Source organism: Spongiactinospora sp. TRM90649 (assembly GCF_029382225.1).
Taxonomy (GTDB): Bacteria; Actinomycetota; Actinomycetes; order Streptosporangiales; family Streptosporangiaceae; genus Spongiactinospora.
Genome location: NZ_JARLTC010000042.1, coordinates 59,688 through 76,215, shown reverse-complemented (window position 1 = coordinate 76,215; position 16,528 = coordinate 59,688). Strand labels below are relative to the sequence as shown.

Annotated in this window: 10 protein-coding genes; 1 reads left to right on the top strand and 9 read right to left on the bottom strand. The window is 73.7% G+C overall.

Features of this window, described 5'->3' with window-relative positions; genetic code table 11:
• Window positions 1–17 precede the first annotated feature (17 nt).
• The 6 genes from P3X83_RS37115 to P3X83_RS37090 all read right to left on the bottom strand — a co-directional run bounded on the left by P3X83_RS37115 (window position 18) and on the right by P3X83_RS37090 (window position 8,390).
• Window positions 18–1,589 (bottom strand): AMP-binding protein, encoded by a 1,572-nt coding sequence (locus tag P3X83_RS37115; RefSeq protein WP_277310057.1) that lies wholly within the window; start codon window positions 1,587–1,589, stop codon window positions 18–20.
• A gap of 3 nt (window positions 1,590–1,592) precedes the next feature.
• Window positions 1,593–2,000, bottom strand: coding sequence for an aspartate 1-decarboxylase (gene panD / locus P3X83_RS37110; protein WP_277310056.1), 408 nt, complete (start codon window positions 1,998–2,000; stop codon window positions 1,593–1,595).
• Window positions 2,001–2,078: 78 nt separating this feature from the next.
• Window positions 2,079–5,465 (bottom strand): amino acid adenylation domain-containing protein, encoded by a 3,387-nt coding sequence (locus tag P3X83_RS37105; protein ID WP_277310055.1) that lies wholly within the window; start codon window positions 5,463–5,465, stop codon window positions 2,079–2,081.
• 81 nt (window positions 5,466–5,546) lie between these two features.
• Complete coding sequence (locus tag P3X83_RS37100) at window positions 5,547–6,569, bottom strand: iron chelate uptake ABC transporter family permease subunit (protein WP_277310053.1); 1,023 nt, start codon at window positions 6,567–6,569, stop codon at window positions 5,547–5,549.
• Complete coding sequence (locus P3X83_RS37095) at window positions 6,566–7,573, bottom strand: iron chelate uptake ABC transporter family permease subunit (protein ID WP_277310052.1); 1,008 nt, start codon at window positions 7,571–7,573, stop codon at window positions 6,566–6,568. Before P3X83_RS37095 ends, P3X83_RS37100 begins: the two co-directional genes overlap by 4 nt.
• Before the next feature lie 49 nt (window positions 7,574–7,622).
• Window positions 7,623–8,390, bottom strand: coding sequence for an alpha/beta fold hydrolase (locus P3X83_RS37090; RefSeq protein ID WP_277310051.1), 768 nt, complete (start codon window positions 8,388–8,390; stop codon window positions 7,623–7,625).
• A gap of 44 nt (window positions 8,391–8,434) precedes the next feature.
• On the opposite strand from P3X83_RS37090, the gene P3X83_RS37085 reads away from it, so the two are divergent.
• Window positions 8,435–10,750, top strand: a complete 2,316-nt coding sequence (locus P3X83_RS37085) for an NACHT domain-containing protein (RefSeq protein WP_277310050.1) — start codon at window positions 8,435–8,437, stop codon at window positions 10,748–10,750.
• On the opposite strand, the gene P3X83_RS37080 is transcribed toward P3X83_RS37085, so the two are convergent.
• From P3X83_RS37080 to narJ, 3 genes are all read right to left on the bottom strand, one after another.
• Entirely contained in the window at window positions 10,743–14,549 is a 3,807-nt protein-coding gene (locus P3X83_RS37080; RefSeq protein WP_277310049.1) for a LamG-like jellyroll fold domain-containing protein, read from the bottom strand. The genes P3X83_RS37085 and P3X83_RS37080 overlap by 8 nt on opposite strands.
• Window positions 14,550–15,189: 640 nt before the next feature.
• Entirely contained in the window at window positions 15,190–15,912 is a 723-nt protein-coding gene (gene narI / locus P3X83_RS37075) for a respiratory nitrate reductase subunit gamma (protein ID WP_277310048.1), read from the bottom strand.
• On the bottom strand, window positions 15,909–16,526 hold the full coding sequence (gene narJ, locus P3X83_RS37070) for a nitrate reductase molybdenum cofactor assembly chaperone (RefSeq protein WP_277310047.1): 618 nt from the start codon (window positions 16,524–16,526) through the stop codon (window positions 15,909–15,911). The genes narI and narJ overlap by 4 nt, the downstream gene beginning before the upstream one ends.
• Window positions 16,527–16,528 lie beyond the last annotated feature (2 nt).

Here is a 16,528-nt window from a genome sequence, read left to right as displayed (position 1 = left end):
GGGGGCACCGGCCCGGCTCATCCGAGCCGGGCCGCGAGATCCTTCTTGCTCACCTTCCCGACCGGGGTCCGGGGAAAGGAGTCCACCACCTCGGCCCGGTCGGGGAACTTGTAGGCGGCCACGCCCCGCTGCCGCAGGAACTCCTTGATCTCCCGCAGCTTCGGCGCCTCCCCCCTGACGACCAGGAAGGCGCAGGTCCGCTCGCCCATCACCGGATCGGGCAGGCCGACCACGGCGGCGTCGTGGATCGCCGGATGGGCCAGCAGGTGGTTCTCCAGCTCCTCCGCCGAGATCTTGTCGCCGCCCCGGTTGATCTGGTCCTTCTCCCGGCCCTCGACCACCAGGTGGCCGGAGGGCAGCACGCGCACCAGGTCGCCGGTGCGGTAGAAGCCGTCCGGGGTGAAGGACCGCGAGTTGTGCTCCGGCGCGCGGTAGTAGCCGCGCAGCGTGTACGGCCCCCGGGTGAGCAGCTCCCCCACCTCGCCTGGCGCCACGTCGAGCCCGTCCGCGCCGACCACCCGGATCTCGTCCGCCGGGGACAGCGGCCTGCCCTGGCTGATCGCCACGATCTCCGGCGGGTCGTCCGTCCGGGTGTAGTTGAGCAGCCCCTCGGCCATGCCGAACACCTGCTGGACGGCGCAGCCCAGCACCTCGGGCACCTGCGCGGCCCGCTCGGCGGCGAACTTGGCGCCCCCCACCTGAAGCAGTTCCAGCGACGAGAGGTCTTCGGAAGACCAGGTCGCGGCGTCCAGCCAGAGCAGCGCGATCGGCGGCACCGCCGCGCACACCGTGACGCGTTCCCGCTCGATCAGCGGGAACGCCTCGTCGGGCGAGCCGGAGGGGGCCAGCACGACCGTGCCGCCGCACGCGAAGACGCCGAGGACCCCCGGGCAGGCCAGCGCGAAGTTGTGCGCCACCGGCAGCACCACCAGGTAGACGGTGTCGCGGGTGAAGCCGCAGACGCGGGCGCTGGCCTCCAGGTTGTAGACGTAGTCGCGGTGCGTGCGCGGGATCAGCTTGGGCAGCCCGGTGGTGCCGCCGGACAGCAGGAACACCCCGATGTCGGCGGGTTCCGGCCGGTCGTGCTCGACCGGCTCGGCGTCGAGCACGACCGCGAGGGGGGTGAACTCCTGGGCGTCGCCGTCCACGACGACGTGCTCGACCGCGAGGCCCCGCGCCAGTTCGCGGTGGTCGAAGCCGCCGTGGACGGCAGGGATCACGTAGGCGCGGGCCTCGGACAGCTCGCACAGGTAGCCGATCTCGCTGGCCCGGTGCGCGGGGAGGGCCAGGACGGGCGCGACGCCGATCCGGGTCAGCGCCAGGAACACCACGACGAAGGAGACCGTGTTCGGCAGTTGCACCACGACGCGGTCCCCGCGCCGCAGGCCCAGTCGCAGGAATCCGGCGGCGGCGCGCTCGGCGCGGTGGTCCAGCTCGGCGTAGCTCAGCCGCTCGTCGCCGACGACCAGCGCCGTCGCGGCGGGGTCTCCGCCGCGCGGCACGTCACCGAGCAGCCGGTCGCTCCAGTAGCCCTCGCGGACGTATCGCTCGGCCAGGTCGTCCGGCCAGGGGGTGAAGCCGTCCGGCATGGTTCACCGCCCCGCGAGCTGGGACGGCGCGCCGGGCACCGGCTCGGCCGGGTCGCCGCCGAGCGCGACGATCCGGTTGGCGGCGTCCACGTGGACGACCCTGGGCAGGTGGCCGTCCACCTCCGACTCGTCCAGCGCCGCGTAGGTGATGATGATGACCAGGTGGCCGGGGTGGACCAGGTGGGCCGCCGCCCCGTTGACGCCGATCACCCCGCTGCCCGCCGGGCCGGTGATCGCGTAGGTGATCAGCCGTTCACCGTTGTCGATGTCGACCACGTGGACCTGCTCGCCGTCGGCGATGCCGGCCGCGGCCATCAGGTCGGCGTCGATGGTGAGCGACCCCACGTAGTGCAGGTCCGCCTGCGTCACCGTGGCACGGTGGATCTTTCCGTTCATCAGCGTCCGCTGCACGGAGGTACCTTCCACTCGGGATTGACTTGAGTTCGCCAAAGAAGCTTGCGAATGTGCGTCCGGGAGAGTCCCCGCGTCTCATCCGGCCGGCGGGCCGAGCCGGGCGGCCACCTCGCCGTCCGACATGCCCTCTACCGCGACCCAGATCCCCGCGACCGCCTCCAGCCTGCCGGGGACCGGCTCGGCGGCGGCGAAGGCGGTGGCCGCACCCGCCGGGGTGCGGCCGGTGAACAGCGCCCGCAGCGGCAGCGACGCGGTGTCCAGCGCCCCGCGCAGCCGCGCGAGCACGGTGGTCGCCAGCACCGAGTCACCGCCCAGGGCGAAGAAGTCGTCGTGCGCGCCCACCCGTTCCAGGCCGAGCACGTCGCCCACGACGCGGGCGATCACGGTCTCCAGCGCGCTGCCGGGCGCGGTGTACCGGCCCGCGCCCCGGTCGAGCTCCACGAGCGCGGCCAGGGCCTTGCGGTCCACCTTGCCGTTGCCGGTGAGCGGGAGCTCGGCCAGCGGCAGCAGCGTCTCGGGCACCATGTACTCGGGCAGCAGGGCCCGCGCGTGCTCCGGCAGGCCCTCGACGCCGCCGCCGTCGAGCACCAGCGCGGCGGCCAGCCCGCCGCCGACGGGCAGGACGACCGCCCGGCGCACCCGGGGGTGGATCTCCAGCGCGGCCTCGACCTCGCCCGGCTCCACGCGGAAGCCGCGCACCTTCACCTGGTGGTCGCGACGGCCGAGGAACTCCAGCGTGCCGTCCGGGCGGTAGCGGGCCAGGTCGCCGGTCCGGTACCAGCGGACGCCGCCGTGCACCACGAACCGGTCGGCGGTGCGCGCGGGATCGCCCGCGTAGCCGTCGGCGACGCCGTGGCCGCCGATCCACAGCTCGCCCTCGGCCCAGTCGGGGCGGTCGCGGCCCGCCTCGTCCACGACGCGGCAGGCGACGCCGCGCAACGGCACGCCGTAGGGGACGGCGGTCCAGTCGCCGGGGACCTCATCGCCGACCTCCATGACGGTGGAGTGGATGGCGGTCTCCGTGGTGCCGCCGAGCGCCACGAAGCGGCATCCGGGCACCCGCTCGCGCAGCAGGCCGGGCAGGTGCACGCCCACCCAGTCGCCGCCGAGCAGCACCAGCCGCAGGTGCGGGGCGTTCCCCCCGGCGAGCAGCATCTCCAGCACCGAGGGTACGCAGTTCAGCACGGTCACCCGCCACCGCGTGGCCAGCTCCGCCCAGCGGGCGGCGTCGCGGCGCTCGTCGTCGGCGGGCAGCACGACCGCTCCGCCCGCCGACCAGAGGGCGAACAGGTCGAACACCGACAGGTCGAAGTCGAGCGCGGAGATCCCGAGCGAGACGTCGTCCGCGCCGATCGAGAACCGCTCGATCAGGTCGGTGATCGTGTTCATGGCCGCGCGGTGGGAGACCTCCACGCCCTTGGGCTCGCCGGTGGAGCCGGAGGTGAACAGCACGTAGGCGACCTGGCCAGGGGTGACGGGCAGCGGCGCGCGGAGCGGCTCGGGGTGGGTCACGGCGGAGGTCAGCGAGGTCACCACGCCCGCCGCCTTGAGGATCTTCTCCCGGCGCGCGGCGGGCTGGGCGGGGCCGACCGGCACGTAGGCGGCGCCCGCCGCCAGCACACCGAGCACGGCGGCGGCCTGGTCCGGGCCCTTGGGCAGCTCGACGGCCACGCGGTCGCCCGGCTCCACCCCTTGCGCGGCCAGGTGGGCGGCGGTGGCCAGGGCGCGAGCGGCCAGCTCGCCGTACGTGAGGACGCCGTCGTCGCCCCAGTGCAGCGCGGGCCGGTCCGGTTCGCGCCGGGCGCGGGCGAAGAACTCCTCGTGCAGGGTCCGCGGGGACGGCGGGGGCGTGGCGTTCAGCCGGTGGCGCAGCCGCAGGCTCTCGGCTGAGGCCCCGATCCGAAGCGGCGCGGACCAGTCGGCCCCCTCCGCGCCGAGCCGGGTGATCGCGCCGGTGTAGGCGGCGAACATGTCCCTGGCCACCCCTTCGGGGAAGGCCGGGTCGCGGACGTCCCAGTTCAGCAGCAGCCCGCCGGACACCTCGGTCACCTGGGCGTCGAGCAGCACCTGCGGGCCCTGGGAGACGATCCACCCGGGTTCGCCGAACACCCGGCGCACCCGCTCGCCGAACAGCTCGCCCAGGTTGAGCGCGCTGGTGTAGACGATCGGCGCGAGCACCTGCTCGCCCCTGAAACGCGACAGGTCGCGCAGCACCTCCACGCCGGAGTAGTCGGCGTGCGCCCCGGCGGCGTGCATCCGCGCCTGGACGTCCCTGGCCCGCTCGGTGAACGGCGCCTCGCGCGAGACGTCGGCGTCCAGCATGATCGAGCCGGTGAAGTCGCCGACCAGCGCGTCCACGTCGGGGTGCACCGGCTCGCGGTTGAACAGCGGCAGGTTCAGCAGGAAGCGCGGGGTCGCGGACCAGCCGCCGATCACCTCGGCGAAGATCGCGGCCAGCGCCATGGCCGGGGTGACACCCTCGCGGTGCGCCCTGGAGATCAGCCGTTCCCGCTCGCGCGGGTCCAGCCAGTGGTGCAGGCGGACGACCCGGCCGCCCGGCCGGGGCACCACCGGCAGCTCCGGCGGCCCCGGGAGGTCGCCGAGCCGGTCGGCCCACCACGCGCGTTCCCGTTCGCGGGCGGCGGCCCGCGGGTCGGCCGCCAGGTAGCGGGCGAAGCAGTAGCCGATCGGGGGCGGGGTGTCCCCCTCGTAGAGCGCGGCGAGGTCGGCCAGCATGGTGCGGTAGCTCATCGCGTCGGCGGCCACCATGTCCACGTCCAGGTGCAGCCGGGCGGATCCACCGGGCAGCAGACTCAGCCGCAGGTCGAAGACCCTGCCGGTGTCGATCGGGAGCCGCTGGGTCGACATCTCCTCGCGGACGCGCAGCAGCGCGGCCTCGGCGTCCGGGACGGATCGCAGGTCGTGGACGGTCACCGGGTCGCCAGGCCGTTCCGGCAGTACGCGCTGGGTGCCGTCGTCGCCGATGGCGACCCGCAGCATCGGGTGCCGCCCGGTCAGGGCGGTGACGGCCCGCGCCAGGAGGTCAGGGTCGATGTCCCGGCCGTCGAGCTCGACGTAGAGGTGGGCGGCGACCGATCCGAGCGCCTGACCGGCGTCCCTGCCGATCCAGTAGGCGTGCTGCATCAGCGCGAGCGGGAACGGGCCGTCCGGCTCGGGGGTCTCAGAGCCGGGCTGGATCTCGACCAGGGTCTCAACCGGGGTTTCGGCCGGGGTTTCGGCCTCGATCGCGCCGCGCTCGGCCAGCAGTTCCCACCACTCGGCCAGCGTGGGGCGGCCCGCCAGCTCGGCGAAGCCCACCTCGATGCCGCGCCGCCGCAGGCGGCCGGTCAGGCCCATCAACTGGATGGAGTCCATGCCCAGCTCGATGAGGTTGTCTCCGGGCTCCACCCGCTCACCGAGCAGATCCGTCAGCGAGTCGCGCAGTTCTTCCCTCGTCAGCACTCTGAGATCTCCCTAAGTCAGGTAAGGCTAACCTAAATTAGGGTCCAAGGAGCAGTCAATGGAGAGGGGAGCGCGGGCCGGTCACACCCGGCCCCTGCGCTCCTCTCCGGCCAGCAGCCAGATCAGGTAGACGCCGCCGAGCACGCCGGTCACCACGCCGACGGGAACCGGGATGGGCAGGCGCAGCGAGATCAGGTCGCCGATCACCAGCAGCGCCGCGCCCATCAGCCCGGCGGGCACGAGCTGCGGGCCGGTCCGCCGTACCAGCCGGCGGGCGAGCTGCGGCGCGGCCAGCGCCACGAACGGCACCGGCCCCACGGCGGCCGTGGCCGCCGCGACCAGCCCCACCCCGACCAGGACCAGCGCGGCCCTGGTGCGCTGCACCGGCACGCCGAGCGCGTGGGCGGCGTCGTCGCCGAGCTCCCCCATCCGCAGGTGCGGGCCGAGCACCAGCGCCATCGGCACCAGCACGGCCACCCCCACGGCCAGCGGCGCGGCGTGGTCCCACCCCCTGCCGCTCAGGCTGCCGGTCAGCCAGAACGCCGCCTCGTACGCCTCGCGCAGCTCGGCCCGGGTGATCAGGTAGCCGTTCAGCGCCTCCAGCATCGCCGCGGCCGAGATGCCCACCAGCAGCAGCCGGAAGGCGTTCACCCCGCCCCGGTAGGCGATCAGGTAGACGATCAGCGCGGTGGCCAGCGCGCCGAGCAGCGAACCGGCCGCGACGGCGAGCGCGCCCCCGCCCAGCACCAGGATCTGCACCAGCGCGCCGGTCGCGCCGCCCGTGGTGAAGCCGATGATGTCGGGGCTGCCCAGCGGATTGCGGGTGATGGTCTGGAAGATCGCCCCGCTGATGCCCAGGGCCATGCCCGCCGCCAGCCCCGCGACGGCCCTGGGCAGCCGCAGGGTGGTCACGATGAACTCGGTGGCGCCGCCGCCCTGCCCGGTCAGCGCGCGGACCACGTCGGGCACCGGGATCGGCAGGTCGCCGGTGCCCACGACCAGGACCGCCGCGCCGAGCGCGAGTCCGAGCAGCCCCGCGCACACCAGCACCGCCCTTGGCTCCCAGCGCAGGGAGAGCGCGCCCGCGCGCAGCACCCGGCTCACAGCGCGGGCACCTTTCCCCTGCGCACCATGAACGCCAGCAGCGGCGCGCCGAGGAACGCGGTGACGATGCCGGTCTCCAGCTCGCCCGGCGCGGCCACGACGCGGCCGATGATGTCGGCGGCCAGCAGCAGCACCGGCGCGGCCAGCAGCGAGTAGGGCAGCACCCACCGCTGGTCGGAGCCGACCAGCCCGCGCACCACGAACGGCACCGCGAGCCCGAGGAACGCGATCGGACCTGCCGCCGCGGTGGCCGCCCCGCACAGCACCACGATCGCCAGCGCGCCCAGTGCCCGCGTGCGCCCGGCCCGCGCCCCGAGCGCCCGCCCGGCGTCGTCGCCCAGCGCCAGCGCGTTCAACGGCCGGGCCAGCGCCAGCGCCAGCAGCGTCCCGGCCAGCAGGAACGGCGCCACCTGCCAGAAGACGCCCAGCTCACGGCCGGACAGCGTGCCGATCTGCCAGAAGCGGAACGCGCCGAAGTCGTGCGGGGCGAGCAGCATGATGCCCGAGGTCAGCGCGCTGAACACGGCGTTGATCCCGGCGCCGGCGAGCACCAGCCGGGCCGGGGTCGCCCCGGACCGGCCGCGCGAGCCGATGGCGTAGACCAGCGCCGCCGCCCCGGCCGCGCCGAGGAACGCCGCCCAGACGTAGACGAGCGGCTGGTCCACCCGGAACAGGGCGATCACGGTCACCACCGCGACGGCGGCGCCGCCGTTCACGCCGAGCAGGCCCGGCTCGGCCAGCGGGTTCCGGGTCAGCGCCTGCATCAGCGCCCCGGCCAGGCCGAGCGCGGCCCCGACCGCCAGCCCGAGGAGGGTGCGGGGAACGCGCAGCTCCCAGACGATCAGCGCGCTCTCCGAGCCGTCGGGGGACAGCAGCCCGGCCAGGGCCTCGGCGGCGGGGATGTGCTGGGTGCCGATCATGACGCTGGCCAGCCCGGTGAGCACCAGCAGCACGGCCAGCGCCCCGAGCCCGGCCGGCCGGCCGACCGGGAGTAAGCCCCTCACGCGGAGCGGCCGTCTTCGGAGGGAGACACGGATCTGAGGTTAGCCTAAGCTAACGAAGGCCGACATGTCCCTCCAGATCATTCGCGATCGTCCGCAACAGGGCATCGCGCCCCGGCACAAGATAGAAGTGGTCGCCCGGCACCCGCCGCAGGCTGAACGCCCTGGCCGTGGCGCGCTCCCAGTTCGCCATCCCGGCGGCGTCCACCGTGTCGTCGTCCTGCGGGCAGAACGCGGTCACCGGCACCGGCAGAGCCGTCACCTCGTCGGTCTCGTAGGTCTCGATCAGCCGGTAGTCGTTCCTGACGACGTCGAGCACGATCTCGCGCAACTCGGGGTCGGCCAGTACCGCCGGGTCGGTCGCGCCCTGCCGCAGCAGGTCGGCGGCCAGCCCGTCGTCGCTCAGCTCGTGCAGCGCGCTGTCCATCCGGGGGCCGGGCGCCGGGCAGGCGGACACGTACAGCGCGACGGGCGCGACGGCCGGATCCCGCGCCAGCCTGCGGGCCGTCTCGTAGGCGACCGCCGCGCCCATGCTGTGACCGAACAGCGCGACCGGCCCCACGCAGGTGGCGGCGACCGCCTCGGCCACGCCGTCGGCGAGCGCGCCGATCTCGCCGATCAGCTCCTCGGCCAGCCGGTCCTCCCTGCCCGGGTACTGCACGGCGCGCAACTCCACCCACTCCGGCAGCCGGGGGCCCCAGTCGCGGAAGAAGCTCGCCGCCCCTCCGGCGTGCGGCAGGCAGACCAGGCGTACCATCGCGTCCGGCCGCCGCCGGTGGACGCGGATCCACGGATTCACGGGGTGAGTGCTGATGCTCATGCCCCCATCGTTCCGCAGCCGCCCGGCCACGGCAGAATATGGGCGTGGGCTTACCCTCGTCCCGCTGGGCGACCCCGCTGCTGTGGGGCGGAGCGCTGCTGCTCGGCGCGTGCCTGGGCGCGCTGACCCTCGCCCTGCGGGACCGGGGGCTGGAGACCGCCGCCGTCGTGGCTCAGCTCGTGTCGCTGCCGCTGACCGTGGTACCACTCGCGGTCACCCTGGTCGCCTGGTGGCGGCGCACCCGGCACGAGGTCACCACCCCCGCCCAGCTCGCCGAGGCCAAGGAGATCCTGGCGCGGCTCGTGCGCGAGCAGTGGGAGGCCGAGGCGCGGACCCGCTCGCTCGGCCGTCCGGAGCCGATGCCGGTCGTGTGGCGGCTGGCCGGGCCGGAGGTCATGGACCTGCCTCGGTGGATCGGCACGGCCACGCTGCGCGGGCGCGGCGACCGGATCGAAGCGCTGGTGCGGGAGTTCGCCGCGCTGCGCAGGCGGCGTCTGGTGATCACCGGTCCGCCCGGCTCGGGGAAGACGACGCTGGCCGTGCAACTGGTCGTGGAGCTGCTCCGCCCTGCGGGCCGCGACCCCGACGAGCCGGTCCCGGTGCTGCTCACGCTGACCGGCTGGGACACCGTCGAACATCCGCGGCTGCACGACTGGCTGGCGGCCCGGCTGGCCGAGACCTACCCCGCGCTGCGCTCCCCCGCCTTCGGTCCCGGCGCGGCCAGGGCACTGGCCGCGCGGGGCGAGATCCTGCCGGTGCTCGACGGGCTGGACGAGTTGCCGCCCCAGGCCCGCGAGCGGGTGGTGACCGCGCTCAACCGGTCGCTCGGCGAGGCCGACCGGCTGGTGCTGACGTGCCGCACGGCCGAGTACCACGAGACCGTGCGCGGCGAGGTGATCGCGGGCGCGGCGGTCATCGAGCCCGAGCCGCTGACCGCCCCTGCCGCGGCGGGCTACCTGGAAGGATGCCTCGGCGGGCGGACCGGCGGGCCCTGGGAACGCGTACTGGCCGAGCTGCGGGCCGGGCGGGCTCCGGTCCTGGCCGCCGTGACGGCCGGCCCGCTGGGCCTGTGGCTGGTCCGCGCCGTCCACATCGACGGCCGCCGCGACCCGGCCGTCCTGCTCGACGGCACGCGCTTCGCCTCCCCCGCCGAGCTGCGCGCGCACCTGCTCGGCGAGCTGGTCCCCGCCCTGGTCGAGATCCGGCCGCCGTCCACCGACCCCGCCGTGCCGTTCCGGCCCCGCCGCGCCCACGACACGGCGACCCTGGACGACGGCCTGACCCGGCTGGCCCGCCACCTCTCAGCGGCCGGTACCCGCGACTTCGCCTGGTGGCACCTGGCCCGCCGGGTGCTGTCGCCCCGCCTGCTCGGCGCGATGCTCGGCTTCGTGACCGGTGCCGCGTTCGGCCTGACCGCCGGGCTGACCGCGGGGCCGGCAGGCGCGGTGCCGGGCGGCGTGGCCGCCGGTCTGCTCGCCGGCATCGTCGCCCCCGGCTGGCTCAGGCAGCGGCCCGGCTACGCCGACCTGCGGCTGCGCGGACGGCTCGGCCCGCTCGCCGCCCGGGTCGGCGAGGGCGTGGCGGCCGGGGCCGTCTGCGGTGCGGTGGGAGGGGCGATCCCCTGGCTGGGCACCGACTTCGGCGGGATCATGGCGGGAGCACTGAAGGGACTGCGGATGGACCTGGTGGTCCGCCTGCCCATCGGCGGCGAGCCGCCGGGGATGGCCGGCTCTCCCGTCCGGGACGCCGCGTACCTGACGCTGCTGGCACTGGCCGGCGGCCTGCCAGGCGCGATGACGGGGGCCCTGGCCACCGCCCTTCGCCCCGCCAGGACGCGCACCGCCGCCCGGCTCGGGCGGCTGCCGGAACCGCTCGTCTACCGGGTCACGCTCGCCCTCGCCTTCGGCGTGGCCTTCGGCATCCCGGGCGGCATCGCGGCCGGGGTCGCGCTCGGCGTGCTGAACTGGGCCGACCGGCCCGCGCCGCTGACGGAGGCGGGCACGCCCGCCTCGACGCTGCGCGCGGACGGCCGCCTGGCGCTGCTGCGCGTGGTATCCGTGGGCGTCGCCGCGGCGGTCGCGGCGCGGGTGTCCGGCGGCCTCACGGTGGTGGTCCCGCTGGGACTGGCGGTCGGCCTGCTCGCGGGCGACCGCCACGCCGCCGTCTGCTACGCCGCCTCGTTGGCGACCAGGTCGCGCCGGCGGCTGCCGTCGCGGCTGACGGCCGTCCTCGACGACGCCCACCGGCTCGGCCTGCTCCGCGTCGTCGGGCCGGTCTACCAGTTCCGGCACGCCGAGCTGCAGGACCACTTCGCGGCGGGAGGAAGGCCGGGCGGCCTTCCTCCCACGGGGGTCAGCTGACGGGGCTGTTCATGTCGGCCTGGATCTGCGCCGCCGACAACGCACGGTCATAGATCCGGACCTCGTCGATCAGCCCCTCGAAGTGATCACCCCAGAACTCGTTCCCGCCGATGAACACCCGCCCCGACGACACCCGGATGTCACCGGTCACCGGCCGCGAACCCACCTGAACACCGTTCACGAACAACCGCAACGCCGACCCGTCGTACGTCGCCGCCAGATGCGACCACACACCCGCACCCAACCCCGACGAACCGAACGTCTCCGTCTCACCCGACACACTCACGACCGACGACGGCCGAGAACCATCCGTCGAAGAGAACAACGCGTACGACAACCCGCTCGGATGCTCCTTCAACACCACCGTGTCATACGAACTCCCCACAGCCACCGGACGAACCCACGCCTCCACCGTCATCCCACTCGTCAGCCGCAAGCCCGCCGCATCCGCCACCCGCACCCAGCTCGACGACCCGTTGAAGGAGAGCGCCTGGCCGTAGCGCCCGCTCGCCGTCCAGGTCACGTCGCGGGCCGTGCCGCCGTGGCCGTTGCCGGAACCGTCCGCCACCGAGGTGCCGGCGCCCTCGTTCATGCCGTACGCGGCGACCAGGCCGCTGTTGACCGGGGGCTCGGTGACGGTCGCCGTGGCCTCACCGGACGGCGGGCCCTGGTTGGGCACGGCGTCGAAGGCCACCACCCGGTAGTAGTAGGTGCCGGGGGCGACGCCCGAGTCGGTGAACGCGGTGCCGGGCGTGGAGCCCACCTGGTTGGCGCCGGACGGCGTGAAGCCCGCGGTGGCCGAGCGGTGCACGTTGTAACCGGAGACGCCCACGTTGTCGGTGGCGGCGGTCCAGGTGAGCTGGGCGCTGCCGGGGCCGCCGATCGCGGTGAGCGAGCCGGGCGCGGTGGGGGCCTGGGTGTCCGGCTCCGGCGGCGGGCCGACCGGGGTGTTCATGTCGGCCTGGATCTGCGCCGCCGACAACGCACGGTCATAGATCCGGACCTCGTCGATCAGCCCCTCGAAGTGATCACCCCAGAACTCGTTCCCGCCGATGAACAGGTCCCGCCCCGACGACACCCGGATGTCACCGGTCACCGGCCGCGAACCCACCTGAACACCGTTCACGAACAACCGCAACGCCGACCCGTCGTACGTCGCCGCCAGATGCGACCACACACCCGCACCCAACCCCGACGAACCGAACGTCTCCGTCTCACCCGACACACTCACGACCGACGACGGCCGAGAACCATCCGTCGAAGAGAACAACGCGTACGACAACCCGCTCGGATGCTCCTTCAACACCACCGTGTCATACGAACTCCCCACAGCCACCGGACGAACCCACGCCTCCACCGTCATCCCACTCGTCAGCCGCAAGCCCGCCGCATCCGCCACCCGCACCCAGCTCGACGACCCGTTGAAGGACAGGGCTCCGCCGTGGCGGCCGGTGGCGACTCGGGTGGCGTCGCGGGCGGTGCCGTTGTGGCCGTTGCCCGAGGCGTCGGTGACCGCGGCGCCCGTCGCCTCGTCCATGCCGTAGGCGGCGACCAGGCCGGTGGGCTGCTGGACGGTCTGGAAGGTCGCGGTGTAGGTGGCGGCGGTGGCGGGGGCGGTGACGTTGTGGCCCGCCGCGCCGCCGTCCGACCAGGAGACGAAGCCCTGGTCGCCCTGTGGCGATGGGGCGGCCACCGAGTTGCTGGAACCGACGATCACCGTCCGGGTGAACGGCGCGGTGGTCTGTTCGCCGTTGAAGCCGAGCCGCAGCCCGGACGGCACGGTCTGGAAGGTCAGGTTCACCGTGCGCGGCTGGAGCAGGACGCTCTCGGTGTCGGTGAGCCCCTGCGTGTCGGTGACGGTGAGCCGTAGTTCCAGGTGGGCCGGGTACTCGTGGTCGGGTGCCTGGAAGGACCCGCTCTGCCCGGTGAACGTGGTGATCTGATGTTCGTGGCAGGTGCTCGGGCAGTGGTGCATGATCAGCGTCCAGCTCATCCGGGAGCCGGGGATCGTGCCGTCCTCGGCGTCGGTGCCGCTGCCGGAGAAGCCGACGGTCTCGCCCACCGCCCAGTCCGTGCTGGTCGTGGGGGTGGTGATCTGGGCGGTCGGGGCGGTGTTGTTCACGTTGACGGTGACCGTGGCGTCGCCCTGCCCGCCCCTGCCGTCGCTCACGCGCAGGCGCACCGGATAGGAGCCCGGCTGAGTGTAGGTGCGCGAGGGCGTGGCCGAGGTGGAGTCGTCGAGGTCGCCGTCGCCGTCAAGGTCCCAGGCGTAGGTGAGCGGGTCGCCGTCGGCGTCGGTGGAGCCGGTCCCGGAGAAGTTCACCGTCAGCGGGGCCGCCCCGGAAGTCGCGCTCGCCGAGATCACGGCCACCGGCGGGGTGTTGTTGTAGATGTAGCGCAGGATCCGCCCGCCGTTGAGGTCCACGGCGAACAGGTCTCCCTCGGGGCCGGTCTCCAGTTCGACGACCGGGGTGGCGGAGTCGAAGGTGGCCACCGAGCCGGTAGCGGGCAGGCCGTTCGCGCCCCGGGGCATGACCCACACGCACCCGCGGCTGTAGTCGGAGAAGAACAGCGCGCCGTCGTAGGTGTCGGGGTAGTCTCCGCCCTCGTAGAAGGCCACCCCGCTCGCGGACGAGCCACCGGAAGGACAGGGCTCACCGGGGACCACTCGCGCGTTGTGGTTCCAGGCGAAGTACGGCGCGGCGTGCGCGCCCGCGCCCTGGGCGTAGAGGTTCTCGCACAGCGTCAGGTTGAGGTTGTCGTAGCCGCCCTGCCGGTTCGGGCCCTCGTAGCAGGGCCAGCCGAAGTTCTGCACCGAGCCGGTGGGGTTGACGACCCTGCCGATCTCCTCGTAGGTGCTCCAGCCGACCTCGCCGTACCAGATCTCGTCGGTGCCCGGCCGGTTGGTGATGCGGAACGGGTTGCGCATGCCGTTGGCGACGATCCGGGCCACGTTGGCGTCGGCGCTGCCCGCGTTGGGGTTGCCGGTGGCGGCGGTGCCGGTGTCGGGGTCGATCCTGATCAGCGCGCCGTCCAGCCCGGCAGGGTCGTCGGCGGTGCGCACGTCCTGGGCGCGCAGCGCGCCGCCCTCGGCGGTCGGCGGGGTCAGCGCGGTGCCGGTCGGGGACGGCGGGTCGCCGCACGGGTTGTCCGGGGTGACGTCGGAGCCGGTCAGGTTGTCCTGGCCGTAGTCGGCGAAGTTGAAGCTGGCGCCGTCACCGGCGGACGCGTAGAGCGCGCCGTCCCTGCCGAACTGCAGGTCGCCCACGGAGTGGCTGGGGTACTGCTGGCACCAGTCGGTGATCAGCGGGGTCTCCGCGCCGGTCGGCGAGATGACCGACAGGCGTCCGGTCACCAGGCATCCGTCGCCGGTCGGTCCCGGTGGGGTGGGGCAGGGGTCGGCGGAGACGCCCGCCGTGCCCCAGCGCGGAGCGTTCCCACCGGGGACGGCGTCGCGGGTGTAGAGCACGTAGATCCGTGGATCGTCTGGGAAATCCGGATGTAAGGCCATGCCGAGCAGGCCGCGGTCCCAGAAGTTGTGCACCTGGGTGCGCAGGTCGGCGTACACCGTCGCGGTGGTGTCGGACAACGAGTCGAACACCTTGATCAGCCCGCTCTTCTCGGCCACGAACACCCGGCCGTCGGCGGCGAACTCCACGTTGGTCGGCTGGACGAGGCCGCTGAAGGCGACCTGTTTCTCGAAGTGCGCGGGCAGCGCCGCGGCCGGTGCCGCGGTGAGCCCGACCAGGCCCGTCATCAGCAGCACGATGGAAAGGACGGCACGGCGAACACGCGTCACGAGAACTCCCCACAGGTGAACCGGCGCAACCCGTGGTGCCCCCTGATCACCTCGGGACTTATGACGATTAATGCTTTGAAAACGGTCCAATGCCACACCTAGCGCCACAAATGGCCGCATGTGGTCATCTAGCGCCGGTGGGCCTCGGGTGAACACGACGATGGGCCCGGAGGAGGAGCGGCCTCCGGGCCCACCGTCAAGGTGCTCGTCAATGTGTCCGTCAATGTGCCTGCCAATGTGATCGTCAAGGTGCCCGCGGGGGTCTGGTCACGCCCCCCAGTCCCACTTGCGGTTGCCGAACTTCGTCCCGAGCGGACTGTGGTCCAGGGCCGCGCCGTGGAAGATCTCCAGCGCGCCGCCGCCCGGCGTCTGCAGGGTGATGCCCACCTCTACCCGGCACAGGTCCGCGTCCTCCTCGCCGGGGCGCGGCCTCCCACCCGCGAGGACACGGACAGGGCGAACCGCCCGCCGACCTTGTCCAGGTAGAAGACCTCTGATCCAGGATGCGGTGGGCCGTGGAGCGCGGCAGGCGGGTGCACCGGGCCACGTCCTCCAGCGTGAGATGTGTGAAACGCCCTTCGAAGGCGTCGATGATCAGTGTCACCCGTTCGACCATCGAGGCCGTCCACGATCACTGCTGTCACCCGGAGGGCTCCCAGCCGCGGCGGGGCGCGCGGGCTCCCGCGCGCTGCTCGTCGCGGCTGCGGTAGACGATGTACGGCCTGGTCAGATAGCCCACGGGCGCGGTCAGCATGTGCACCAGCCGGGTGAACGGCCAGATCGCGAACAGCGCCAGCGCGCTCAGCGCGTGGAGCTGGAACAGGATCGGCGCGCCCGCCATCAGCGCCGGATCCGGGCTGAGGTAGAACACCGAGCGGAACCAGGGGGAGATGGTGGTGCGGTAGTCGTAGCCGCCGCCGACCACATTGGCCGCCACCGTGGCCGACAGGCCGAGCACGATGGTCAGGCCGAGCATCGCGTACATCAGCTTGTCATTGCGGGTGGTCGCGGTGAACACCGGCCCGACCGTGCGCCGCCGGTAAATGAGGATCGCCAGCCCGCCCACCGTGGCCACGCCCGCGACGGTGCCCAGCACCACGGCCACCACGTGGTAGGTCTCCTCGCCGACGCCCACCGCCTCGGTCCAGCTCTTCGGGACGACCAGCCCGCCGATGTGGCCGAGCAGCACGACCAGGATCCCGAAGTGGAACAGCGGGCTGCCGACGCGCAGCAGCCGCGACTCGTACATCTGCGACGAGCGGGTCGTCCAGCCGAACTTGTCGTAGCGGTAACGCCATACGTGTCCCAGCACGAACACCGTGATCGCCACGTACGGTGCCACCACCCACAGCACGACGCTCATCGCGACGCCTCCATGACCGCGTAGGGTTCCAGTCCGACCTCTTCGGCGGGCGGCCCCTCGGCCGCCAGGCGCAGCGCCGCCTCGCGCTCGCGCGGCCCGGCGGCGGGCAGCGTCGCCGTCACGGCGGCCACCACGTCCGCGTACGGCGAGCGCTCCGCCGTGAGCGCCGTGCGCAGCAGCTCCAGCCCCGCCCGGTGCTCCCGCAGCAGACGGCGTGCCTCCCGCACCGCGCCCCGCCCCGACAGTTCGCAGACCACGGCCAGGTGGTCGGGCAGCTCGCCGTCGGCCGGTTCGAACCCCGCCGCCCGCAGCGCGTGCTTGAAGCGCAGCAGCGCCCCGCCGCGCTTGCGGGTGTCGCCGTAGGCGTAGTAGGTCAGGTAGAGGCAGCACCGTCGCTTGAGGTCGAAGGTCGCCACGTAGTGCGCGGCCAGCTCGCCCTGACCCGTGACCTCGACGTGCCGCAGGAAGGCGGCCAGCCGGTCGCGCACCTGCCCGGCGGGCAGCCCGGCCACCGCCTCGGCCAGCACCGGGCGCGCGCCGTACAGGCGTTCGTCGGGGTAGCCGAGCAGCACCGACGCCACCATGTGCGCGGTCCGCACGTCGTGTTCGCCCATCA